This window comes from Jeotgalibacillus proteolyticus (assembly GCF_002926065.1).
Classification (GTDB): domain Bacteria; phylum Bacillota; class Bacilli; order Bacillales; family Jeotgalibacillaceae; genus Jeotgalibacillus; species Jeotgalibacillus proteolyticus.
This window is the reverse complement of record NZ_PREZ01000005.1, coordinates 470,397-492,970: the sequence shown is the minus strand read 5'-3', so window position 1 is coordinate 492,970 and position 22,574 is coordinate 470,397. Positions and strand designations below refer to the sequence as shown.

Genomic DNA, 22,574 nt, shown 5'->3' with positions numbered 1-22,574 from the left:
TAAGAAGGGTGTTAAAAGAATGTATATGACGATTAAAGAGGCAGCAGTATATTTATCTATTTCTGAATATAACCTGACTGCGCTTATCAACGAAGGGAAGATCAGGGTGGTTCACGACGGCAGCCAATACCTGCTGAATAAAGAACAATTCAATACCCATTTTGAGCAGCTGGAGCAGGCGAAAAAACTGCTTGAGGAATGGCGTAATGAACCGATCCCTGAAAGCGTGGATGTTAAAGACGAAGATTAAGTGAATACAAAAAAAGCGCCGGTTCTTCCTCAGGGTATTTGGGAAGCACCGGCACTTTTCATTTTTTTGGATTTACTCTTTAAGGGCAGCATCCTTTTTTACAAATGCGTGCCCGCCGACAAATTTCCGGTCATCCTCATGCCCGAAGCTGTCGGGGAGCTTGTGAATATAATCCTCTGCATTATCCTTAGGCTGATAGCCAAGCGGGTTATCCTTATCTACTGAGAAGAACGACCTTGTATTGGCAGAGATTCCGTAGATAGTGACTACTTCATCAATTTCAGCAGTGATTGATTTTTTCACCAGCTGAATCAGGTCGTCATGGCTTAGCCAGATCATTAAATGCTCCTTTGAATCCGGTTCCTCGACACATCCGCAAATGCGAAGATTTACGACCTCAATGCCAAACTTATCATGATATAACTTGCCAAGATCCTCATTATATACTTTACTTAAACCATAAAAAGTATCAGGACGTGTTTCAGTATGAATATCGTAGGGTGCATTTCGTGCATCTAAAAAGCCGACAGCATGAATACTGCTTGCATACACTACCCTTTTAACGCCATGCAACCGTGCGGCCTCATAAATATGGTAGGTTCCTCTTAAGTTAGCGTCCAGAATTTTTTCAAATTCATTTTCAACCGGGAGACCTCCAAAATGAAGAACGGTTTCGATATCATGGTCTTTAAAAATAGATTCGATTGCATCAAAATCATTTAAATCTGCTTTGATGAAAGGAATATCACCCGGGATTTCTTCCTCCGGTTCTGACCGGTTTGTTAAAACCAAATCAAATTCATCAGCCAGCGCTTTTGTCAAAACGGTTCCTAATCCGCCTGAAGATCCTGTTAATAAAACTTTACCCATATCTATCTCCACCTTTCTGGTTCATAAAACTCTTTACCCATTTTTTCTAAATACAACCTACTTTATACAAAGGTTTTTAATTGATAGGTGACAATGATCCATACTTCTAGTATACTAATCTTTAAAATTCCACAGAGGAAGAACAAATGTCTTTTCAAAGAGGACAATAAGATAAAGGAGTTTTGCCTTTATGAAGGTTGTTAAATTCGGAGGAAGCTCAGTAGCAAGCGCCGAGCAATACAAAAAGGTTGCTGAGATCATTTTAGCGGATAAAGAACGGAAAGCCGTCATCGTCTCAGCTCCTGGCAAGCGATTTGACGGGGACCAAAAAACTACAGATCTTTTGATTGAGCTGGCTGAAAGCATCAACAATGGAAAAACGGATCAAGCTGTAATGGCAAAGGTTCTTGATCGCTACAATGAAATTATAAGCGAATTACATCTCGACTCTTCACTTATCCAGACAATTAAAGGCAGACTGGAGGAACTGATCTCTCTTTATAAAGAAGATGAGGAAAGGCTTTTAGATGCGTTGAAATCAAGCGGTGAGGATAATAATGCCAAGGTTATGACCGCTTATTTACTGTCTCTTGGCCATCAGGCTTCCTACATATCACCAAAGGAAGCAGGAGTCATCGTGACAGATGAGCCGGGGAATGCTCAGATCCTGCCTGAAGCATATGAACGTATTGCTGAGCTCCGCAACCGGGAAGGGATCCTGGTTATCCCGGGCTTCTTCGGCTACTCCTACCAGGGGAATATTGTTACCTTCCCAAGAGGGGGGTCAGATATAACAGGTTCGATTATTGCTGCAGGATTAAATGCGGTAGAGTATGAGAATTTTACAGATGTAGATTCGGTTTATTGTGTGAGTCCCAAAATGGTTAAAAACCCTAGGGAACTAAAGGAAATCACTTACAGGGAAATGCGAGAGCTTGCGTATTCCGGCTTTTCGGTTTTTCATGATGAGGCACTTCAGCCTGTGTTTCAAAAAGGAATTCCGGTACGGGTGAAAAATACAAACCGCCCTGAAGCGGAAGGGACGCGTATTGTGCTAAAGCGGGAGCTAAAAGGGCAGACGGTTATTGGGATCGCGAGTGATAATGACTTCTGCAGTTTGAATATTACCAAGTATTTAATGAACAGAGAGCTTGGTTTTGGGCGCCGTTTACTGACGATCTTAGAGGACGAAGGCATTTCCTATGAACACACACCTTCTGGAATTGATAATATGTCCATTATTCTTCGCTCTCATCAGCTGGTAAATGGTAAAGAAGAGCGTGTACTTCAGCGTATAAAAGAAGAGCTTGATGTGGATGACATAAACATCGAACGAAAGCTGGCAATGATTATGGTCGTTGGAGAGGGGATGAAGGAGGCTGTGGGTGTTGCAGCAAAAGCGGCCCAGGCACTTGCCGAATCCCGTTCCAATATAAAGATGATTAACCAGGGCTCCTCAGAGGTGAGCATGATGTTTGGTGTTGATGAAGAATCCGTCACACGAGCTGTTAACTGTCTGTATAATGCTTATTTTCCTTCAACAGAAAAAGCAATTCATTAAAAACACGCCTGGTGATTTCACCAGGCGTGTTTGTTTGTATTGATTAAAATCCAGGGTAAGCCCAAACTGAAACTCCACCGGCAGTAACTGGGAAGACACCGTAGCCTTCTTCGTCAATTTCGACGCGGTCCTCATGGGATTTTGTATAATCAACCCATTGCTCCCCGGCACGCAGCTTTCCAACAAACATGCGTTTCTCTCCAGCTCCACTATTAGTGATCACAACTGCACACCCGGAATGAGGGAATTCCTCAGATCCCCGGCGCACCCATCCGATTGTGTTTGGGTGATCAAAGTAATCATCCTGCTGACCATATGCTTTATGCGCACGCACGTAAACAAGAGGATCGATCTGCTCTTTTTTCCCTTCGATAGGACCGTCTCCCTCAATTCCAAAATAATCGCCGTAAAAAATACAAGGATAGCCATCTTTTCGAAGCAGAATCAGTGCATAAGCACTTGGTTTAAACCAGTCCTCAATCCAGGATTCAAGCGATTCTCCTGGCTGTGAATCGTGATTATCAACAAATGTTACAGAATTTAAAGGATATTCCTTCGTGAGTGTATTATCAAAGATAGATGGTAAATTAAACTCGTTCCCTTTTACTGAGGCTTCATGCAAATTGTAATGAAGGGTGACATCAAATAAATCAAGTTGAAAATCTGTTTCCTCTAAGAAATTTCCGCAGGCTTCAATATCGTCATTCCAATATTCGCCGAATACGTAGAAATTGTCAGTATGCTCTTTAACTTCACGAATAAATTCACCAATAAATTCATGGCTGATATGTTTAATCGCATCCAATCTGTAACCGTCACACGAGATCGTATCTGGCAGCCACTTACCCCAGCTAATCACTTCATCCCGAACTTCCGGGTGTTTATAGTCAATATTGGCAAACATTAAATAATCATAATTTCCAAATTCGTCGTCGACATTCTCATTCCAGCCTTTGTTTTCTCCTAGAATTCGGAAGAAGCCGGTTCTGCCTTCTTTTTCATCCCAGTCTGTTCCGTTAAAGTGATTGAAATCCCATTTAAAATCAGAGTATTTATCTCCACGTCCAGGGAAGGTGAATTTTGTCCAGCCTTCGATTTCAAACGGTTCCGATATATCTACCAGCCGATTATCCGGATCTACTTCAATTACTTTAAACGATTCAGTTTCATCTGCACCGGCCTTATGGTTCATAACGATATCCACATATACGCAGATCCCATGCTCATGGCAGGCAGCTATGGCTTCATGAAGTTCATCTTTTGTTCCGTATTTTGTACGCACGGTACCTTTTTGATCAAATTCTCCCAAGTCATACAAGTCGTAAACACCATAGCCGGTGTCATCTGCAGACTGACCTTTTGTAATAGGAGGAATCCACACACCATCAATTCCATTTGCCTTTAAATCAGGCGCAGCATCACGAAGCCTGTTCCAATGTTCACCATCCGCTGCTAAATGCCACTCAAAAAACTGTATCATGGTATGATTTCTTCCCACTTTTCATTCCTCCTTGGTTCTCTATATAAAAAGCTACTAACCTTTTTGATGAAAGTATAAATATGACATAAAAATAAAAACGTCAGATGAAGGTATCTACCCCTATCCACAATTTTAAAAACCTTTAAATAGGAAGAAATAGTTTCGATTCCCTAAAAAAAGACTGGATTCGACTTTGTTTTCTTGTAAAATAAAGATATTGCTGTAAAAAAATGCGAGGAGAACCTATTATGCTAAAAAGATTTTTTGGTTATTATAAGCCCCACCGCAAGCTATTTGCGATTGATTTTAGCTGTGCGGTAGTAGTAGGGCTGCTGGAGCTCGGATTTCCGCTAGCGGTTGCCTGGTTCATTGATGATCTGCTGCCTGAAGGGAACTGGCAGGCGATTACCTGGGTCAGCTTTATTTTGCTCGGGCTGTACATGATGAGCACGTCTCTCCAGTATGTGGTGAATTATTGGGGGCATAAGCTTGGAATTAATATTGAAACCGATATGAGGCAGGAGCTATTTGAGCATGTTCAAAAGCAATCCTTCCGATTTTTTGATAACACAAAAACCGGTCATATCATGAGCAGAATCACAAATGATCTGTTTGACATAGGGGAGCTAGCTCACCATGGTCCGGAGGATATTTTTATTGCTTTTATGACGTTTATCGGAGCGTTTTGGATTATGCTTACGATCAACGTAAAGCTTGCTTTAGTCGCGATTATCGTTGTTCCGTTTTTAATTTGGCTCATCACCTACTGCAATATTCAAATGAATAAAGCGTGGAAGAGAATGTACGGTAATATTGCCGAGGTAAACGCACGCGTTGAAGATAGTGTTTCCGGTGTGCGGGTGGTTCAATCATTCACAAATGAGAACCACGAAATAAAGCGTTTTACAACTGATAATTCAACGTACCGTAAATCAAAAATCAGCGCCTATAAGGTCATGTCGTTCAGCTCATCGGGCATTTACATGATGACGCGGATGATCATATTAGTGGTTCTTGTCTTTGGTGCGTGGCTAAGCTTTACAGGCGAGCTGTCCTACGGAGAATTAGTCGGTTTTGTCCTTTATATAAACGTCTTGTTTAAGCCGATTGATAAAATTTCAGCCTTACTTGAAATGTATCCAAAAGGTATGGCCGGATTCAAACGGTTTACTGACCTGCTTGATCAGTATCCTGACATCACAGACCGCCCGGATGCGGTCGAGGTAAATGAGCTTAATGGTTCGATCGCATTCAACAAGGTGACCTTCAGCTATGATGAACATAAGCCGGTATTAAATGATATTTCCTTATCGCTAAACCAGGGGGAAACAGTGGCATTTGTAGGACCATCTGGAGCAGGGAAAACCACGATCTGTTCATTAATTCCGAGATTTTATGATGTAAAAAAAGGCTCCATTACGATCGATGGAATCGATATTCGCGATATGACAAAGGCCTCTTTGAGAAATCAAATTGGAATCGTTCAGCAGGATGTATTTTTATTTACCGGAACTCTTCGCGAAAACATTGCCTATGGAAAGCTTGGGGCAGCTGATGAAGAGATCAGGGAGGCAACAAGACGCGCCAATCTGGAATCAGTCGTGGAATCTCTTCCGATGGGCTATGATACACAAATAGGGGAGAGAGGACTTAAGCTGTCCGGCGGTCAGAAGCAGCGAATTGCTCTTGCCCGGATGTTCTTAAAAAATCCGCCTATTTTAATTCTCGATGAAGCAACCTCCGCACTTGATACAGAAACAGAATCGATCATTCAGGATGCGATTGCTGAATTATCTAAAGGAAGAACAACGCTGGTCATTGCCCACCGTCTGGCGACGATCCGCAAGGCAGACCGTGTCATTGTGGTGACAGAGGAAGGAATTGCCGAGGATGGAACGCACGAAGAGCTCCTTGAAATGGAAGGGATCTTTGCCAACCTCCACCGTGTACAGTATGAACAGGGGTAACAAAAAAGCAGCTGGGGACAGATGATCCTCAGCTGCTTTTTTCTATTAAAATGAGGAACTAATCTGTTATTCATAACATATTGACACATTTTCAACTTGTATGAAAAATTGACCTCTTTTTGTACGTACGATTAGTTAAACGCTATTAATTTCAACAGTATTAAAAAGTATAGGTATGGCTCTCGATGTTGAGGAAATTCCCTTATAATAAAAGTTATCCTATTCTAGAAAGCGTTTACAAAATAATGCGTAAAAGTATTGAAAAAAGAAAATGAAGTGATAAAATTAATATAAGGTTATACGTACATGTTGTCATTTCCGTTCTATCATAATCGTATAAGTTGGCAGGTTGTTATAGGGTTCGGTTTCTAAGATGTATTGCACCAGTCTTGAGGTTCACTTCTAAACGATTCTTGTTAAAGGCAGGGGATAAAAAATGGCTAAGTATTCAATAGGAGTTGATTATGGAACTCAATCAGGAAGAGCGGTCCTGGTTGAAATCGGTACTGGAAAAGAAGTCGCGACAGCTATCAAACCATATACTCATGGAGTGATAGATGAATACCTACCTGATGGCAAAACGAAGCTTGAGCATGACTGGGCTTTGCAGCATCCATCGGATTATCTGGAGGTTTTAAGCGTAACCATTCCGAAGGTGCTGTCGGATGCAGGTGTTTTACCTGAAGAGGTTATCGGCCTGGGAATTGATTTTACAGCTTGTACGGTTTTGCCGGTGGATTCAGATGGAACACCATTATGCTTAAAGCAGGAATATAGCCAGAATCCTCATAGCTACATAAAACTATGGAAGCATCATGCAGCACAGGATGAGGCTGACCGTTTAAATACAATTGCAGAAGAGCGCGGGGAGAATTTTCTGCAGCGCTATGGAGGTAAAATTTCTTCAGAGTGGATGATTCCGAAGGTTTGGCAGATTTTAAATGAAGCTCCGGAAATCTATGAAGCTGCAGATCAGATCCTTGAAGCCACTGATTGGGTCATTTCTCAATTAACTGGATCAGTAAAACGAAATAGCTGTACAGCCGGGTACAAAGCGATTTGGCACAAGCAGGAAGGGTACCCATCCAAAGATTTTTTTAAAGCGCTCGATCCCCGTCTGGAAAATGTCGTTGAAGAAAAATTATCGTCAGAGATTTTTTCCATCGGTTCAAAAGCCGGAGAGATCACGGACGCAGCTGCGAAGCTTACTGGCCTGATCCCGGGGACAGCGGTAGCCATAGCAAATGTCGATGCACATGCGGCGGTTCCGGCAGTAGGAATCACAGGACCTGGAAAGCTCTTAATGGTTATGGGTACTTCCACCTGTCATATTTTATTAGGCGAGGAAGAAAAAATAGTTCCTGGTATGTGCGGAGTTGTGGAGGATGGTGTTTTGCCTGGATACCTGGGATATGAAGCAGGTCAATCCTGCGTAGGCGACCACTTTGAATGGTTTACAGAGAACTGCGTGCCGGCAAATTATTATGAGGAAGCGGAGGCAGGTGGAATAGGTATTCATCAGCTTCTAACTGAAAAAGCAAGCATGCTTGAGGCAGGAGAAAGCGGGCTATTAGCGCTGGATTGGTGGAATGGCAATCGTTCAACACTTGTTGACGCTAATCTGACCGGATTGCTTATAGGATCTACTCTGCTTACCAAGGCTGAAGAGATTTACCGTGCGTTAATTGAAGCGACTGCATATGGGACACGAATGATTGTTGAAACGTTTCGCAGCAATGGTGTACCTGTAAATGAAGTATATGCAGCTGGCGGGATTGCTGAAAAAAATGGATTAATGATGCAGATCTATTCAGATGTATTAAAAATGGATGTCAAAATTTCAGCCTCTTCCCAAACACCTGCTCTCGGTGCAGCAATGTTTGGAGCTGTAGCAGCAGGGAAAGAACGGGGCGGCTATGAAAGCATCGTAAAAGCAGCAGAAGATATGGGGAAAGTAAAAGAAAAAGTCTATCAGCCGATTGAAAAAAATTCTGAGGTCTATGAGCAATTGTTTACTGAATACGCCAGGCTATATGAGTATTTCGGACGCGGTGAAAATAATGTGATGAAGACCCTGAAAAAAATCAAAGCAGAAACCGCCAGGAAGGGGGAGAAGGTATGCTCGAACAACTGAAGCAGGACGTTTTGAAAGCAAACCTGGACCTTCCAAGGCATGGATTGGTTACGTTTACGTGGGGGAATGTAAGCGGAATTGACCGCGAGCAGGGCCTTGTAGTGATCAAGCCGAGCGGCATTCCTTATGAACAGCTTAAAGCAGCGGACTTGGTAGTAGTAGATTTAGAGGGGACTGTTGTGGAAGGCTCATTGCGACCCTCCTCAGACACCCCGACTCATCTTGCGCTTTACCGCGCATTTGCAGAGATCGGAGGAATTGTCCATACACATTCACCGTGGGCCACAACCTGGGCCCAGGCAGGACGGGGGATTCCGCCGCTTGGAACTACTCACGCAGATTACTTCCATAATGAGATTCCCTGCACCCGGGGACTGACCCGGGAAGAAATTGATCGGGCCTATGAACTTGAAACAGGAAATGCCATTATTGAAACCTTTACTAAAAATGGAACGGACCCGGCGGCAATGCCTGGAGTTCTTGTGTCTAATCACGCTCCGTTCTGCTGGGGGAAAAACCCTGATCAGGCGGTACATAACGCCGTGGTTTTAGAGGAAGTGGCCAAAATGGCCTGGCATACGTTTCAATTAAACCCTGATATTGAGCCGATCGATCAATTTTTGTTGGATAAGCATTACATGAGAAAACACGGTAAAAATGCATACTACGGACAAAAATAAAGAACCGGAGAAACGAAGCGGCAGTCTGAACCTGCTGAAAATTTAGCGCAATCATTCACTCTATCCAGGAGGGATTCATCTTGTTAACTACTAAACCTTATGAGTTTTGGTTTGTCACCGGCAGTCAAATGCTTTACGGAGAAGATGTCATTAGAACAGTAGAAGAGCATTCGAAAACAATGGTACAAGGATTGGACAGGGACGAAAGGATTCCATATGAATTAGTTTTTAAAGCAGTTGTAAAAGACGCAGATGCCATTCGCCGTCTGGTGCTCGAAGCGAATGCCGATGAGAACTGTGCAGGGATTATTACCTGGATGCATACGTTTTCCCCTTCAAAGATGTGGATAGCGGGTCTTTCTTCATTGCAAAAACCGTTTTTGCATCTGGCCACCCAATTTAATCGGGATATCCCCTGGGACAGCATAGATATGGATTTCATGAACCTGAATCAATCCGCACACGGGGACCGTGAACATGGTTTTATTACAAGTCGTTTAGGTGTAAAACGTAAAATTGTTGCAGGCCACTGGGAAAGTGAAGAAGTGAGGGAGCGTCTTGGCAGCTGGATGAGGACAAGTGCTGCCTTTGCTGAAAGCAAGACCTTGAAGGTGGCCCGGTTTGGTGACAATATGCGGCAGGTAGCGGTAACTGAGGGCGATAAAATTGAAGCCCAGATTAAATTTGGGTGGACGGTTAATGGTTACGGAGTAGGCGATCTGGCAGACTATATTAACGCAGTAAGTGAAGAAGCACTTGATGAATTAATGGATGTGTACAAAGAAAAGTATGAGTTCGTATCAGAAGCGCATCGCGAAGGATCTATTAGAGACGCAATACGTTATCAGGCAAGAATTGAGCTTGGAATGAGAGCTTTCCTTGAGGAAGGCGGGTATACTGCTTTTACCACCACTTTTGAGGACTTGCACGGGATAGACCAGCTTCCTGGATTGGCCTGCCAGCGTTTAATGGAGCAAGGCTACGGGTTTGCAGGGGAAGGGGACTGGAAAACAGCGGCGCTAGTTCGTGTCATGAAAATCATTGCGGGCAATGAAGGCACATCGTTTATGGAGGATTATACTTATCACTTTGAGGAAGGAAATGAAATGGTTTTAGGCGCACATATGCTTGAGATCTGCCCGACGATCTCAGCCGGCAAGCCAAGAATAGATGTTCATCCGCTGGGTATTGGCGGCAAAAATGATCCGGCGCGTATTGTATTTAACGGCAGAGGCGGCTCGGCGTTAAATGCAACCATTATTGACCTTGGGCATCGCTTCCGCCTGCTTGTAAATGAAGTGGACGCAGTGCAGCCTGAAAAAGACATGCCCAATCTTCCAGTAGCAAGAGTGCTATGGAAGGCCCAGCCATCTTTGAACCAGGCAGTGGAGAACTGGATCCAGGCAGGCGGTGCGCATCATACCTGCTTCTCCTATAACGTATCAACTGAGCAATTACGCGACTTTGCGGAACTATCCTCGATTGAATTACTGGTAATCAATAACGATACCAATCAGCATGCTTTCAAGAATGAAATACGATGGAATGATGTAGTCTACCGATAATCTTCACAGAATAAAGAAATGTAATGTAGATAAGGAGGATGGCATTTAACTCCATAAGGTAGATGATGGAAGACTGTTACGATAAGAAACGTGAGGAGAACGGAGCGTAAGGGGGCGACTCCTGCGGGATGAAGCGGGAGCTTGAGATCCACTTGCTGAAAGCAAGTTAGCTCAAGCCCCGCCCCGCGGAAAGCGTCCCCCTGAAGCGCAGTGAACCGGGCAGGGGGCTGAGACAAATAAATGTCTCAGCCCCCTGCTTCTTTCTTATTAATCAAGCTTCCTGTTTTCCCAACCGAAGCATATTCCATGACATCTTTGGCAGCACAGCCGTTAAATGACTGTTATCGATATACGATTCCTGGCTGGTGTGAGGCTTTACTTGCTCATTTCCAAGCAGGTTGACTGCTTTAGGGTTGTCATTTTCAAGCACAACATGTTCAATCAGCTCGTATCCTTCAAACGATCGAATATCAACATCAACCAATAATTGATTTTCCAAACTGCGATTAACTGCAAAAATCACTAATTCATCCTTTTCCTCATTAAAAACAACGGATTGATCCAAATAAGGAACATCAGTAAAGTCTTTGCTATCATATTTAGGAGAATCGGCAATTGAATGAAGGGCAGTTCCCCGGCCATAAACCGATGTATAGTAGTATGGATAAAAGATAGATTGCTTCCAGATACCGCCGCCTGTTTCAGTCATAATTGGGGCAATAACATTAACCAGCTGCGCCATACAAGCCATTTTCACACGGTCTGAATGCTTTAATAATGTATTTAGCATGCTGCCTACGAGGAGCGCATCCTCAAATGTGTAAATATCCTCAAGAAGCGGGGGAGCCTTAGACCATGGCTCAACTTTTTTATCCTGGTCATTTGAATGAAACCATACATTCCATTCATCAAAGCTTAGGTTAATCGTTTTTTTGCTGCGCTTCTTTGCTTTCATATAATCACAAGTGGAAATAACCGTTTTGATGAAATTATCCATATCTAATGAATTGGCTAAAAAGTTTGCCGTATCATTGTCTCTATTCCCGTAATACTGATGAAGAGAAATATAATCGGCATATTCATACGTATGCTCCAGTGTTTCGGCTTCCCATTCTGGGAAAGTTGCCATACCGGACCCGGAGCTGCCGCAGCTGACTAGCTCTATTGAAGGATCTACCAGTCTCATGGCTTTTGCCGTTTCACTGGCGAGCCTGCCATATTCATATGCGGTCTTCATGCCGATTTGCCAAGGGCCGTCCATTTCATTTCCTAGACACCAGACTTTAATTTTGTGTGGATCATGAAATCCATGCTCTTTTCTGAGATCGCTCCAATACGTACCGCCTGGATGATTGCAATATTCTACGAGATTTCGTGCAGCGTCTATTCCTCGCGTGCCCAGATTTACAGCCATCATTGCCTCGGCATTAACCTTTTTAGCCCATGCTGCAAATTCATTCGTCCCTACCTCATTTGTTTCCAGCGAACTCCATGCCAATTCTAATCGTTTCGGCCTCGATTCCTTCGGTCCGACCCCGTCCTCCCAGTTATAGGCTGAAACCATATTTCCTCCTGGATAACGAATAATCGGCACCTGCAGCTCCTTCACCAGCTCCATTACATCCTGACGAAACCCATATTCATCAGCAGTATGATGGGCAGGTTCATAGATTCCGCCATAAACAGCACGCCCCAATTGCTCAATGAACGACCCGTAGATTCTCGGATTAATTTCGGCTATTTTATAGGATTTGTCAATTACCATTTTCGCTTTTTTGTTGCTTATGGTCATTTAGGTCACCCCTCTACCAACAATGGTTTAGTCATTTTCTGATCATTTTTTTGGAATAGGTTCATTGACAGCCTGATCCACCCGTAAGCTGCGATGCTTATAGTGAAAAACGGGAGAAGACCAGGGAATTTTAATGAAAAGTAAAGCACGATAAAAAGATACATACCGATCGCGATTGTGTAATGAAGCTGGCCAAAGCCAATGATGATGGCATTTCTAAAGAAGTGTGCAATATTTCCGTTGTAATGGGCTAATTGCGGGAAAGACCATATAACCAAATTCACATAAAAAAGAATCAGGAGATAAAAGGCGACAGAAAAAATGATGTTGATATCACCCATGCTTTTTATGGCTAAATAATTCGTATAAAGAACTGCCCCTGCGATGGTAAGGATCCAGCCTACTATATTAGCGTTTATAAACTCCTCTCGATATTCCTGTTTAAAGGTTTTCCGTATTGAAACATCGAGGTCGCCCATGGTCCACTTCCTGAAAATTTTTAATGCCGCGATCGTAGCCGGAAAGATTCCGCCCACGATTAATCCAAGCATTGTATATAAGACCCATAATACATTTACGAGTACTAAGCGCATGATCCATGTCAGGATTTTATCCAATGAGTTTACAATGTTTTGGCTGGTCATTCGCTGACACCTCTTTGAAAAGTAGTTGTCTTGATCATCCTTTTACACTACCGGAAGCAAGACCTGCAACAAAGTATCGCTGGAAGAAGATAAAGAGAATAATGATTGGGATAATGGTCATGACAGACCCTGCAATTAATGTGTCATAGTTATTCCCGTAAGGAGTCAGCAATGTCGCCAGTCCAATAGGCAATGTGAATAAATCGTTTGACCGTATGACAAGCAGCGGCCATAAAAAATTGTTCCAGCTGTTTAAGCCTTGCAGGATAGCCATAGCTGAGAATGAAGGAAGCATCAAAGGCGCCATGATCCTGAAGAAGATTCCATATTCCGTACAGCCGTCAATTCGAGCAGAGTCCATTAATTCAGTCGGGAGACCCATAGCATATTGTCTGAAGAAAAAGACAGCAATAGGAGCCACGATTAATGGGAGCATCACGCCTGTATACGTATTAATAACATTTAAATTAATCATTAATTGATAGAGCGGAAGCATAAGGATTTCAAATGGAATCATGATTATAACCAGTACGAACAGGAACAGCAGGTTTCTTCCTCTGAACTTATATACGGCTAGGGCGTAACCTACCATAGATGAAAAGAAAAGCGATAATACGATCGTGAGTGTTGAAATGATTAAGCTATTTCCATACCATTGCCAGTAAGAAGGAGAGTCAGTAAAGATATGAATATAATTCCGAAGGGAGAGCTCACTCCAATTAATCGAAAAAGATATTCCGTTTCTCATTAATTCTGACGATGGACGAAAGGAGGAAATAATCAGGCTTAATAAAGGGAACAAGGCAATAAACGCGATAAGTATAAACGCACTATTTGCGATCCATTTAGCTAAGGTATTATTTTTTCTCATCCTACTCATCACCTCTTTTAAATGCACCAGTCAGTAGAAGGTAGATTATACTCACTACAAATATTAGAATCAGCAGAATGACACCAATAGCAGCGCCAAAGCCCATATCATTTTGTTGAATCCCCTGCTGATATAACATTCCGACAAGTGTTAATCCGATATTTCCAGGGGAAGTTCCCTGCCAGATAACATAGCTTTCTTCGAATACTCTAAAACCGCCAATGATACTGATGGTCGTTACAAAAATAATGATTGGCTTTAAGAAGGGGAGGGTTACATTTGTGAACCTTTGATAGATATTTGCTCCATCAATTTCAGCAGACTCATATAATTCCTTAGGGATGTTCTGCAAGCCGGCCAAAAAATATAAGACGTTGACGCCCATCCATCTCCAGGAAGCCATCATGACCATTAAAAACATTCCTGACCACGCAGTGAATTGCCACCTGATCGGGTCAAAGCCAAAGAAGCCTACAATCTGATTGGCAATGGCCTGATCCGATTCTGAAAAAACTAATCTGAAAATAACTCCGGCAACGACAATAGAGGTTAATGCCGGAATAAACAGTGCAGAACGGAAAAAGGTTTTAAATTTAACTAATCTGGAGTCCAGTAAGATTGCTAATATAATAGGGACAGTGACTAAAATTAATACGGTTAAAAGCATGAATATGGTCGAATTGGCTAATGCCTTATAAAAAGTCTGATTAAAGATCCGCTGGTAATTTTGTAGTCCTATGAATTCAACTTGACCCGGAAGAATTCTCTGGAAGCTCATAATAAATGCTTGAATTGTCGGGTAAAGGGTCAGGACTGAAAAAGATAAAATAAATGGAAATACAAAAATATAGGGAGCTACTTTTTTTGAATTTAAAAACCTCAACATTTTATTCTCTCTCTTTGCAGGTGCTAAAGTGGATGGATTGTTACTTTTATTAACATCTAATCCGCTCATATTATCCCTTCTAACTTTAAATAGTAGATCATGGGCAGGGGGGAGCCTGCCCATGGTGCACTGTATTTTAATTTCCTATTTTCTGTCTTATCGTATCAGCCGATTGCTTCAAAGCTTCTTCCGGTGTCTGATTTTGCTCTCTTAGAACGTTGTGCATAATGTTCGTATCAATCTCTGTTAAAACATCCGGCGTGTATTCATTTATTTGGATGCCTCCGACATTATCTCTAATGCCCAGTAGGATATCAAAAATATCATCGTGGAAGTATTGGTAATACACATTATCTTCTCTCATTTCCTCGTCCTCCCAAACATCCCATCGAGGAGGATCAAAGCCAAGCTCTTTCCATAGCTGTATATTTCCTTCTTTAGACATTTTAGCGAAGTAAAGAAATTCCTTTGCCAGATCAGTATTTTCTGATTGACTGATAACAGAAGTTCCGGTTCCTCCCATGGTGACAGTCTGGATGTCTGAATCAGACCATGTCGGCATAGGACGAATTTGAATTTTGCCTTCGAGATCCGGCATATACGTTGTGAAATCCTTCATATAAAACATTGGAATAACTAGAGATGCCTGACCGCCATCATTCATAAAGCCATAAAACTCCTCAGAATGATATCCTCCTCCTGGAGCAAGCTCGGCAATTTCATATTCATTCACTAAGTCATCAATAAATTGCAGTGTTTCAATGTTTTCTTCGTTGTCTAATGTTAATTCTCCATTTTCATCAAAGAAGTCAGAGCCTTTTTGCACCACATATGGCCAGATTCCGTACCAGTTATCGGCAATTGTTGTCATTGGTTTTCCTGTTGCTTCTACAACCGTCTGTCCCGCTTCTACGTAATCATCCCAGGTTTCAATTGAGTCAATATCAACGCCTGCCTGGTCCATAATTTCAGTATTGTAGTAAACAACTGAAGCGCCTAAGTGGGTAGGGGCTCCATAATAATTCCCATCCTTAGCATAGATGTTTAATCTTTCTTCCATAAATCCATCCAGTTCAGGCTCAATGAGATCATTAAGGGGTTCTAATTGAACATCGCCTCTAAGGAAGTTAGAGAATTTAGCCAGTTCAATATCAGCTAAATCAGGTGCACCAGAACCTGATTGTAAAGCCATTAATAGGTTATTGTGCATTTGGTCAAATGGATACGTTTCAGCTGTTAATTGGATCGGATTATCCGGATTTTCTTCGTTCCATCTGTCAGCTGCATTTGCAAAGAAGGTTGCGTGGGTGCCGGCAAAGGTCCAAAAAGTTAATTCTGTTGCATCTTCAATGTCGGAACCGGCAACTTCTACCTCATCAGCTTCAGATGATTCAGCGGCATCTTCTCCTCCACTGCATGCAGCTAAAACGAGTACCAGCGATAGTGATAAAGGACTTAAAGCAGAAAGAGTTTTCTTTTTCATTTTTTATTCCCACCTTTAATTTATTTATCTATTAAACAAACAAAGTTTTGGAACAATAGAGCTTATAACAGCGATCCTCCTTCCCTTATATTAACAAAATTTTCAGTTATATTTTTGGAAGCGCATACATTTATTAAAACAAGTATAAGAAACATATACGTATATGTCAACAGCAAAAAATGGGATTACATCCGGAATATCTTTCATTTCGTACGTACAAGGGAAAAGGGGGCAAATCATTACGGTGTAGAGATAGAATCCTCTAAGCAGGTTTGGGGAGAGGACAGATGAGCAATAGGGATGCTTGTTTTGTTTAAATAAAAAAACTAACGAAGGACAAGCGGTCAGCTCTTCGTTAGTTCTTTTGTGGAGTTTCGATATACAATGACCGGTTCAAATAAATGGGATTCTAGCTCAGCGAGTTTAGCGTTATTGGTTTTTGCATTTTGAGTGAGTTCAATTATTTTTTTTGCGGCCATTTCACCAAGCTCACTTTTAGGATGCTTTATACTCGTCAGCTTTACCTCTGATACATCAGCAAAAAATGAATCATCAAATCCTATAATGGATATATCATCTGGCACGCATAAATTATGCTGCCTTAAAACCTCCAATAATTTCATCGCAAGCTCATCGTTATAACACACAATGCCGGTCGGGAGGGTCGGGGAATCCTGAACTATCTTTTTTAAGGCTTCAACCGGTTTAGCAAACTTACCCTCAGTTGAATAGGTAACAATATTTTCAGGGTTAATTGGGACGCCGTTTTTACGATGCGCCTTTATGAATCCTTTCATTCTTTTTAGTCCTTGTAAATCATCGTTTTTAAAAAAGCCAACGATATCGTTATGGCCGGAACTAATTAAATGCTCGGTCTGAAGGTATCCGCCCTTTTCATCATCTAACACAACATTTACGGGTTCGAGCTCATCATACGCTGCATTAATCATTACATAAGGGATATTCTGAGCCTCTAAGTTCAAATAATAATTAATATTTGGATTGGCAATTGCACTTCTGGTAGGCTCAACAATTACACCATCGAATTTCCGGGAGATGATCGTTTCTAATATTTTTCTTTCCTGGCTGTGATCACTATTTGTACTAAACAGACTTACCTGGAAACCGGCTTGTCTTAATACATTCTCTGCGCCGCGGATAATAGAGGGAAAGATATAATCAGATATATAGGTAACAATAATAGCGATACTCTTAGAAGCAGCCGTATCAACAGCCATAATTTTTTCGGTTCGTTCTGCTACATACGTTCCAGCCCCTTGTTCCTTATAAAGCCAGCCTTCACTTACTAATTCTCCGAGAGCTACTCTGACCGTATGCCTGCTGACAGTAAATTTCTCCATTAATTCACTTTCAGAATGGATTTTTTGCCTAGGCACAAAAGTACTGTCCTGTATTTTCGATTTTATCCAGTTTTTAACCATTTTATATTTTGCTTCACTCACTACTAACACTCCATCCGTTCACTAAAAATAAAATTGTGCGTATAAGTATAATAGCATAATAGCATAATTTTCTTCCGGTATTCTAAGTGGCGGAGATTTGGATGCAGTACTTCGGAGGGTTTAATAATTTTTCGGTATAAGGTGAATCAATTAAAAAGTACAGTAGAGAAGGGCAAGGCTATTTAAAAGGAACAATTTCTCACTCATATTGAGAAGGCTGAAGTAGTCATCGAGGATCTTAAGGGGCATGCAGGGAAAATTTCTGACAAGCTGGGATACTAGAATTGACTATAAGGAGTTTTATTGATGGTTTCATTTGCAATTTTCTGATTACTAATTGCAAAAAATTATCCAAAGTGCAACAATATGGATATCAATAAAACATTTTACCTAACCGTACAAGTAATAAACATTCACTAGTCTCATTTTGTGAATAAATAAGAACATTATTTGATAATGCAGAACACTTTTTTTCTTACGGAAAATACTTCACGCTGTTAACCGATGGACGGTTTTCGGGAGTATCAACGGGAGCCTGTCTTGGTCATATTGGTTCGGAAGCGTGATTAAATAGAAAATCCTGATCTTCCTGACGATACATAACTTTTGCCGGCTCTCCAGGCAGCAAGCGGCGGCACGTGGAAAGGCGGCATTTACGATATTGATCAAATTATTGAGCTTTTGGAAAAAGGGAAGAAGTATACCGAGGAGCAAAAAACAATTTGATGTCAGGAGGTAAAAATATGAGCAGGACCCCAGCGTTTAAAGGAGTTATCCCGCCTGTATCCACCATCTTTAGTGAGGATGAAACTTTTGATGAAGCAGGAATGGCAAAATTAATTAATCATCTCATCGAAAGGGGTGTAGATGGGCTGTTTTTTCTAGGGACGGGAGGAGAGTTTAGTCAATTATCCATTGAAGAACGAAAAGAAATTGCTGAATTGGCCGTTAAAGAGGTAAATGGGCGGGTGCCGGTTTTGATTGGAACGGGTTCTACAAGCACGAGGGATGTAAAGGAATTAAATGCTCACGCAGCCCGTATAGGCGCAGATGCGGCAGTTGTTATAAACCCTTATTATATGAAGCTTTCCGAAGAGAATTTGTATGAACATTACAGCAGTATTGCCAAAGAAGCGGAACTTCCATTATTACTTTATAATTTCCCCGCATTGACCGGTCAGGACCTTTCGCCATCACTGATTCTGAAGCTCGTTAAGGAGTACGATTCAATTGTGGGGATTAAGGAAACGGTTGACAGTATAGGCCACATAAGGGAGGTTATAAGTACAGTTAAGGAATACAAACCGGAGTTTTGTGTGTTTTGTGGGTTTGAAGATTTATTTTTAAACACACTTAGTCTTGGCGGCGATGGAATTATCGCTGCAACTGGAAATTTTGCTCCTGAGCTTTCCGCAGATCTTTATAAAAGCTTTATAAAGGGTGACACAAAAAAAGCTTTGGAATTAAACAAAACCTTAACCTCTTTGCCATTCATTTATAAGCTCGATGCACCTTTTGTTAACGTGATAAAAGAGGCCATTACCATATGCGGTTTAGACGTATCAACAGCTGTTTTACCGCCTTCCCGAAAGCTGCCTGACGAAAAAAGAGAAACGTTAAAAGAAACGCTCGTTCGTTTAAAGCTGGTGAATCAATTTCAGTAATACATTTTACCTAATAAAATGTATTAAAAAAGAACTCCGGGAAATCCTGAGTTCTTTTTGTTTGCTTGATAATGGCTTAATAATAATAGCCCGGATAATAAGGAGCGTAAGGGTATGGATAGCCGTAGCCAAAACCAAGGCCTGGGCTAAGCAATGCGCCTGTCAGAAGTCCGCCAGCAAAGGCACCGGGAAAACCGAAGCCGCCATAGCCGTAGCCAAATGGGCGTCCGTAGCCAAATGGCCGGCCATAGCCAAATGGACGTCCGAAGCCTCCTGGTCTCCCAAAGCCAAACGGTCTAATTCTCTGGTCTTCTGCGCTGATGCTGTCATATGTGTAATCTGATAAAGCTGGAAAAGCATTGTTCATCATTATACCCTCCTAAATAGTTATTCTTTAAAAGCATATGCCTAACCTCTGTTTCCTTCTTGGATGAATATCCCTGTTTTTAAAAATAAGTGAGTATTGCTGAATCATATTGGAGGAAAAAGAGAAGCTAAGGGTAAGAGGAGGGAAAATCATGGACTTGCCAACGATCCAAACAAATATATGGGACGCGATTATCGCGGTACCCGTGATTGTCATCGTTATACAGCTGGCTAAAGTAGCTTTTCCAATTAAAAAAATTTATCTTCCTACCTTAGCGAATATACTCGGCCTGGTTATTTCAATTTTTATCAGTCATAAAGAGCATTTAGGAACAGGGATCTTTATGGGGTTTTTCTACGGAAATGCAGCAGTCGGAGTTTATGCCTCTATTAAAACCACGATTGTTTCTTATTTGCAAAAGGTTAGAAGAACCGGTGAATATGCGAAGACGGCAAAGTAAAACAGCCATCCGCTCTAACGAATGGCTGTTCATCTGATGACCGTTAAAAGCAGCTGACCACTTCAATACTGGCTGTATCCAGGCCAATATACGTCCATCTGCGGCTCCAATTGTTCCAATAAAAACCGCCGACAGAGTTACGGCCCAATACAATAGGATAAAACCAAAATTGTGCTCCATTTCGTAACCAGACATAGGTAAACCTAAATAGGCATGGCCGGATAACATTAGGATTTACCAGGAACGCCTGAGGTCCTCCTGCTGAAAGGGGCTTAGGAGGAATTTGTGCTGGCGGGGGGCCGGTTGGAGCACTTATGTTGCCTCCACCTCCGGGAAAGCCGGGACCACCTGGCTGTCCTCCGCCTCCAGGGAACCCGGGGCCGCCTCCTCCTCCGGGAAAGCCGGGACCACCTGGCTGTCCTCCGCCTCCGGGAAAACCAGGTCCACCGCTACCAGGGAATCCCCCAGGACCGCCCGGCTGCCCGCCACTGCCTCCCGGAAGAGGGAACCAGGTAATCGGGCTCAAAATTCTTTCATCATAATAATACGGATAAGCATACTCATGGTCACCATAATAATAGTCGCTCATAACACATCATCCCTTCTGGACTGCCTAACTAAGGATAGTGTATTTTCAAAGAGGCGAAAGGTGTGTGCAAAAGCCCGGTTTAGATGAAGTTATTCAACCTTCGGGAGCGACTTCACAAGAGAAATAAACTCTTTTGATGTAAAAGGAACGTATCTATTTTTAGCCAGAATCATGCCTAAATGCCAGGGGAAGGGCCGTGTGAGTGAAATCATCTTAACCGGGCCGCTTTTTACCTTGTCACAAATTAACTTAGGCATAAGTGTAACCCCAAGGTTTTTCTCCACCATTCCCACAATGAAATCCCACTGCGAGCTTTCATATGCAATCTTTGGTGTAAAGCCCTCACTAATACATACCTCAATTGTTCTGCTATTTAATGTAAATTCCTTGCTCAGCAGCAGGAAAGGATCATCCTTTACCTCAATTAAATCGATGACTTCCCGGTGCGCGAGCAGGTGGGCTTCATGAACAAGCAATTTGATTTCCTGTTCCACAAAGGGAATGACATCGAATTTATCTTCATTAACCGGCAGCAAAACAAACCCTAAATCCACTTCACCATCCAGAACCTTCTGCTCTACCTTCTTTGCTCCATCCTCTGCCAGTATCACAGTTACCTCAGGATATTCTTTCTGAAATTCTGCAATGATGGTCGGGAAAAAAAGCGTACTGATAACCGGAGGAAGCCCAATTTTAATCTTTCCCTTCTTTAAATTCATCACATCGTAAAGAGAAGCGGATAAATCCTCTAAGCTATTGACAACATTTTGTGCATGCTGAAGCACAATTTCTCCTGCATCTGTCAGAACAATTTGTCTTGCCGAACGGTCAATTAATGTAACCTCCAGTTCTTCTTCAAAGCTCTTTACCATTTTACTTAACGTGGGCTGAGTTACATGAAGAGCGCGGGAAGCCTTTGTAAAGCTTCTGTGTCTTGCGACTTCTATAAAATAAAGCAATTGGCGAATGTCCATTTTGTATTCTCCTCCTATAACTAAAAGTTATAAGTATTATAGTTATTATTCATTTTACCTATCTTAAAAGAAAAGGTACACTGTAAAAAGTAAATAAGTCAAAATATTGACACAAATTAACCAACAAAAAGTAAGCGATTACATTTATAGGTCAGGAGTGAGGAAATGAAAACCATTTATACTTCCTTTGATGAAGCAGTCAATCAAATTAAAGACGGTTCAACGATTATGGTGGGCGGCTTTGGACTTGTTGGCATCCCTGAAAATCTATTGCTGGCACTTGAGCGGTCGGGAACGAAGGATTTAACCGTCATTTCAAATAATTGCGGAGTGGACGACTGGGGTCTTGGATTGCTCCTGAAAAATAAACAGATTAAAAAAATGATTGGATCCTACGTTGGGGAAAATAAAGAGTTTGAAAGACAGGTTCTATCAGGAGAGCTTGAGGTAGAGCTGACACCGCAGGGAACATTGGCAGAAAAAATCCGGGCAGGAGGAGCGGGCATCCCGGCATTTTTCACACCTGCTGGAGTGGGTACCCCGCTTGCAGAAGGAAAGGAAGTCAGAGAATTTTCAGGCAAGGACTATATGCTTGAGGAAGCGTTAAAGGCTGATTTCAGTCTGGTACGGGCAGCTGTTGCAGATAAGGCTGGAAATCTTGTATATAACAAAACAGCACGTAATTTCAATCCAATGATTGCGGCTGCAGGAGCCGTTACGATTGCAGAAGCTGAAAGCATTGTGGAAACAGGCACGATCCAGCCGGATCAGGTTCACACGCCGGGAATTTACGTTCAGGCACTTATTCAGGGAGATCAGGAAAAAAGAATCGAGCGGCTTACAACCAGCTAAGACGAAAAATATAGAACGGAGG

20 protein-coding genes and 1 pseudogene are annotated in these 22,574 nt (G+C 42.1%); 10 read left to right on the top strand and 11 right to left on the bottom strand.

What is annotated here, in order from left to right:
* The first annotated feature begins 19 nt into the window (after positions 1-19).
* Positions 20-250: an excisionase family DNA-binding protein gene (locus C4B60_RS15440; RefSeq protein ID WP_104058910.1), complete on the top strand. Its 231-nt coding sequence runs from the start codon at positions 20-22 to the stop codon at positions 248-250.
* Between the two features lie 72 nt (positions 251-322).
* Here C4B60_RS15440 and C4B60_RS15435 read toward each other — a convergent pair whose 3' ends face one another.
* Positions 323-1,120 (bottom strand): NAD-dependent epimerase/dehydratase family protein, encoded by a 798-nt coding sequence (locus C4B60_RS15435; protein WP_104058909.1) that lies wholly within the window; start codon positions 1,118-1,120, stop codon positions 323-325.
* A 190-nt stretch (positions 1,121-1,310) separates the two neighbouring features.
* Here C4B60_RS15435 and C4B60_RS15430 point away from each other — a divergent pair, with 190 nt between their 5' ends.
* On the top strand, positions 1,311-2,681 hold the full coding sequence (locus C4B60_RS15430; protein ID WP_104058908.1) for an aspartate kinase: 1,371 nt from the start codon (positions 1,311-1,313) through the stop codon (positions 2,679-2,681).
* A gap of 43 nt (positions 2,682-2,724) precedes the next feature.
* Here C4B60_RS15430 and C4B60_RS15425 read toward each other — a convergent pair whose 3' ends face one another.
* Positions 2,725-4,179, bottom strand: coding sequence for an alpha-amylase (locus C4B60_RS15425; protein ID WP_104058907.1), 1,455 nt, complete (start codon positions 4,177-4,179; stop codon positions 2,725-2,727).
* Positions 4,180-4,409: 230 nt separating this feature from the next.
* On the opposite strand from C4B60_RS15425, the gene C4B60_RS15420 reads away from it, so the two are divergent.
* The 4 genes from C4B60_RS15420 to araA all read left to right on the top strand — a co-directional run bounded on the left by C4B60_RS15420 (position 4,410) and on the right by araA (position 10,507).
* Complete coding sequence (locus C4B60_RS15420) at positions 4,410-6,128, top strand: ABC transporter ATP-binding protein (protein WP_104058906.1); 1,719 nt, start codon at positions 4,410-4,412, stop codon at positions 6,126-6,128.
* 436 nt (positions 6,129-6,564) lie between these two features.
* A complete protein-coding gene (gene araB, locus C4B60_RS15415) occupies positions 6,565-8,262 on the top strand; it encodes a ribulokinase (RefSeq protein WP_104058905.1) in 1,698 nt (565 codons plus the stop codon).
* Positions 8,247-8,942 (top strand): L-ribulose-5-phosphate 4-epimerase, encoded by a 696-nt coding sequence (araD, locus tag C4B60_RS15410; protein ID WP_104058904.1) that lies wholly within the window; start codon positions 8,247-8,249, stop codon positions 8,940-8,942. The genes araB and araD overlap by 16 nt, the downstream gene beginning before the upstream one ends.
* A gap of 80 nt (positions 8,943-9,022) precedes the next feature.
* The gene (araA, locus tag C4B60_RS15405) at positions 9,023-10,507 is read left to right on the top strand and encodes an L-arabinose isomerase (protein WP_104058903.1); all 1,485 of its coding nucleotides are present in this window, start codon (positions 9,023-9,025) and stop codon (positions 10,505-10,507) included.
* A 271-nt stretch (positions 10,508-10,778) separates the two neighbouring features.
* Here the strand turns inward: araA and arfA are convergent, their stop codons facing one another.
* From arfA to C4B60_RS15375, 6 genes are all read right to left on the bottom strand, one after another.
* The gene (gene arfA / locus C4B60_RS15400) at positions 10,779-12,299 is read right to left on the bottom strand and encodes an arabinosylfuranosidase ArfA (protein WP_104058902.1); all 1,521 of its coding nucleotides are present in this window, start codon (positions 12,297-12,299) and stop codon (positions 10,779-10,781) included.
* Positions 12,300-12,304: 5 nt separating this feature from the next.
* The gene (locus C4B60_RS15395) at positions 12,305-12,943 is read right to left on the bottom strand and encodes a YesL family protein (RefSeq protein ID WP_104058901.1); all 639 of its coding nucleotides are present in this window, start codon (positions 12,941-12,943) and stop codon (positions 12,305-12,307) included.
* Between the two features lie 34 nt (positions 12,944-12,977).
* Positions 12,978-13,814, bottom strand: a complete 837-nt coding sequence (locus C4B60_RS15390; protein ID WP_245154002.1) for a carbohydrate ABC transporter permease — start codon at positions 13,812-13,814, stop codon at positions 12,978-12,980.
* 1 nt (position 13,815) lies between these two features.
* Positions 13,816-14,769, bottom strand: coding sequence for a carbohydrate ABC transporter permease (locus C4B60_RS15385; protein WP_104058899.1), 954 nt, complete (start codon positions 14,767-14,769; stop codon positions 13,816-13,818).
* 67 nt (positions 14,770-14,836) lie between these two features.
* On the bottom strand, positions 14,837-16,183 hold the full coding sequence (locus tag C4B60_RS15380) for an ABC transporter substrate-binding protein (RefSeq protein ID WP_104058898.1): 1,347 nt from the start codon (positions 16,181-16,183) through the stop codon (positions 14,837-14,839).
* Between the two features lie 344 nt (positions 16,184-16,527).
* Positions 16,528-17,625, bottom strand: a complete 1,098-nt coding sequence (locus C4B60_RS15375) for a GntR family transcriptional regulator (RefSeq protein ID WP_104058958.1) — start codon at positions 17,623-17,625, stop codon at positions 16,528-16,530.
* Positions 17,626-18,119: 494 nt separating this feature from the next.
* Between C4B60_RS15375 and C4B60_RS15370 the strand changes: the two are divergent.
* Together C4B60_RS15370 and C4B60_RS15365 are read left to right on the top strand one after the other, a co-directional pair.
* Positions 18,120-18,372, top strand: a pseudogene (locus C4B60_RS15370) (YjhG/YagF family D-xylonate dehydratase); the annotation flags it as partial.
* A 17-nt stretch (positions 18,373-18,389) separates the two neighbouring features.
* Positions 18,390-19,310: a dihydrodipicolinate synthase family protein gene (locus C4B60_RS15365; RefSeq protein WP_104058897.1), complete on the top strand. Its 921-nt coding sequence runs from the start codon at positions 18,390-18,392 to the stop codon at positions 19,308-19,310.
* 76 nt (positions 19,311-19,386) lie between these two features.
* Here C4B60_RS15365 and C4B60_RS15360 read toward each other — a convergent pair whose 3' ends face one another.
* Positions 19,387-19,677, bottom strand: coding sequence for a spore coat protein (locus tag C4B60_RS15360; protein WP_104058896.1), 291 nt, complete (start codon positions 19,675-19,677; stop codon positions 19,387-19,389).
* A gap of 151 nt (positions 19,678-19,828) precedes the next feature.
* On the opposite strand from C4B60_RS15360, the gene C4B60_RS15355 reads away from it, so the two are divergent.
* Complete coding sequence (locus C4B60_RS15355) at positions 19,829-20,137, top strand: hypothetical protein (RefSeq protein ID WP_104058895.1); 309 nt, start codon at positions 19,829-19,831, stop codon at positions 20,135-20,137.
* A 43-nt stretch (positions 20,138-20,180) separates the two neighbouring features.
* Here C4B60_RS15355 and C4B60_RS15350 read toward each other — a convergent pair whose 3' ends face one another.
* Together C4B60_RS15350 and C4B60_RS15345 are read right to left on the bottom strand one after the other, a co-directional pair.
* Positions 20,181-20,726, bottom strand: coding sequence for a hypothetical protein (locus C4B60_RS15350; protein WP_245154001.1), 546 nt, complete (start codon positions 20,724-20,726; stop codon positions 20,181-20,183).
* An 89-nt stretch (positions 20,727-20,815) separates the two neighbouring features.
* On the bottom strand, positions 20,816-21,700 hold the full coding sequence (locus tag C4B60_RS15345; RefSeq protein ID WP_104058894.1) for a LysR family transcriptional regulator: 885 nt from the start codon (positions 21,698-21,700) through the stop codon (positions 20,816-20,818).
* Positions 21,701-21,865: 165 nt separating this feature from the next.
* On the opposite strand from C4B60_RS15345, the gene C4B60_RS15340 reads away from it, so the two are divergent.
* Positions 21,866-22,552, top strand: coding sequence for a CoA transferase subunit A (locus C4B60_RS15340; RefSeq protein ID WP_104058893.1), 687 nt, complete (start codon positions 21,866-21,868; stop codon positions 22,550-22,552).
* Positions 22,553-22,574 lie beyond the last annotated feature (22 nt).

Excerpts from the sequence above, each read along its gene's own strand:
- C4B60_RS15345 (WP_104058894.1), bottom strand. The coding sequence starts at position 21,700 with ATGGACATTCGCCAATTGCTTTATTTTATAGAAGTCGCAAGACACAGA.
- C4B60_RS15365 (WP_104058897.1), top strand. The coding sequence starts at position 18,390 with ATGAGCAGGACCCCAGCGTTTAAAGGAGTTATCCCGCCTGTATCCACC.
- araB (WP_104058905.1), top strand. The coding sequence starts at position 6,565 with ATGGCTAAGTATTCAATAGGAGTTGATTATGGAACTCAATCAGGAAGA.
- C4B60_RS15355 (WP_104058895.1), top strand. The coding sequence starts at position 19,829 with ATGGACTTGCCAACGATCCAAACAAATATATGGGACGCGATTATCGCG.
- C4B60_RS15420 (WP_104058906.1), top strand. The coding sequence starts at position 4,410 with ATGCTAAAAAGATTTTTTGGTTATTATAAGCCCCACCGCAAGCTATTT.
- C4B60_RS15380 (WP_104058898.1), bottom strand. The coding sequence starts at position 16,183 with ATGAAAAAGAAAACTCTTTCTGCTTTAAGTCCTTTATCACTATCGCTG.
- C4B60_RS15395 (WP_104058901.1), bottom strand. The coding sequence starts at position 12,943 with ATGACCAGCCAAAACATTGTAAACTCATTGGATAAAATCCTGACATGG.
- C4B60_RS15430 (WP_104058908.1), top strand. The coding sequence starts at position 1,311 with ATGAAGGTTGTTAAATTCGGAGGAAGCTCAGTAGCAAGCGCCGAGCAA.
- arfA (WP_104058902.1), bottom strand. The coding sequence starts at position 12,299 with ATGACCATAAGCAACAAAAAAGCGAAAATGGTAATTGACAAATCCTAT.
- C4B60_RS15340 (WP_104058893.1), top strand. The coding sequence starts at position 21,866 with ATGAAAACCATTTATACTTCCTTTGATGAAGCAGTCAATCAAATTAAA.
- C4B60_RS15375 (WP_104058958.1), bottom strand. The coding sequence starts at position 17,625 with ATGGTTAAAAACTGGATAAAATCGAAAATACAGGACAGTACTTTTGTG.
- C4B60_RS15390 (WP_245154002.1), bottom strand. The coding sequence starts at position 13,814 with ATGAGAAAAAATAATACCTTAGCTAAATGGATCGCAAATAGTGCGTTT.
- C4B60_RS15385 (WP_104058899.1), bottom strand. The coding sequence starts at position 14,769 with ATGAGCGGATTAGATGTTAATAAAAGTAACAATCCATCCACTTTAGCA.
- C4B60_RS15350 (WP_245154001.1), bottom strand. The coding sequence starts at position 20,726 with ATGAGCGACTATTATTATGGTGACCATGAGTATGCTTATCCGTATTAT.
- C4B60_RS15435 (WP_104058909.1), bottom strand. The coding sequence starts at position 1,120 with ATGGGTAAAGTTTTATTAACAGGATCTTCAGGCGGATTAGGAACCGTT.
- C4B60_RS15360 (WP_104058896.1), bottom strand. The coding sequence starts at position 19,677 with ATGAACAATGCTTTTCCAGCTTTATCAGATTACACATATGACAGCATC.
- araD (WP_104058904.1), top strand. The coding sequence starts at position 8,247 with ATGCTCGAACAACTGAAGCAGGACGTTTTGAAAGCAAACCTGGACCTT.
- C4B60_RS15440 (WP_104058910.1), top strand. The coding sequence starts at position 20 with ATGTATATGACGATTAAAGAGGCAGCAGTATATTTATCTATTTCTGAA.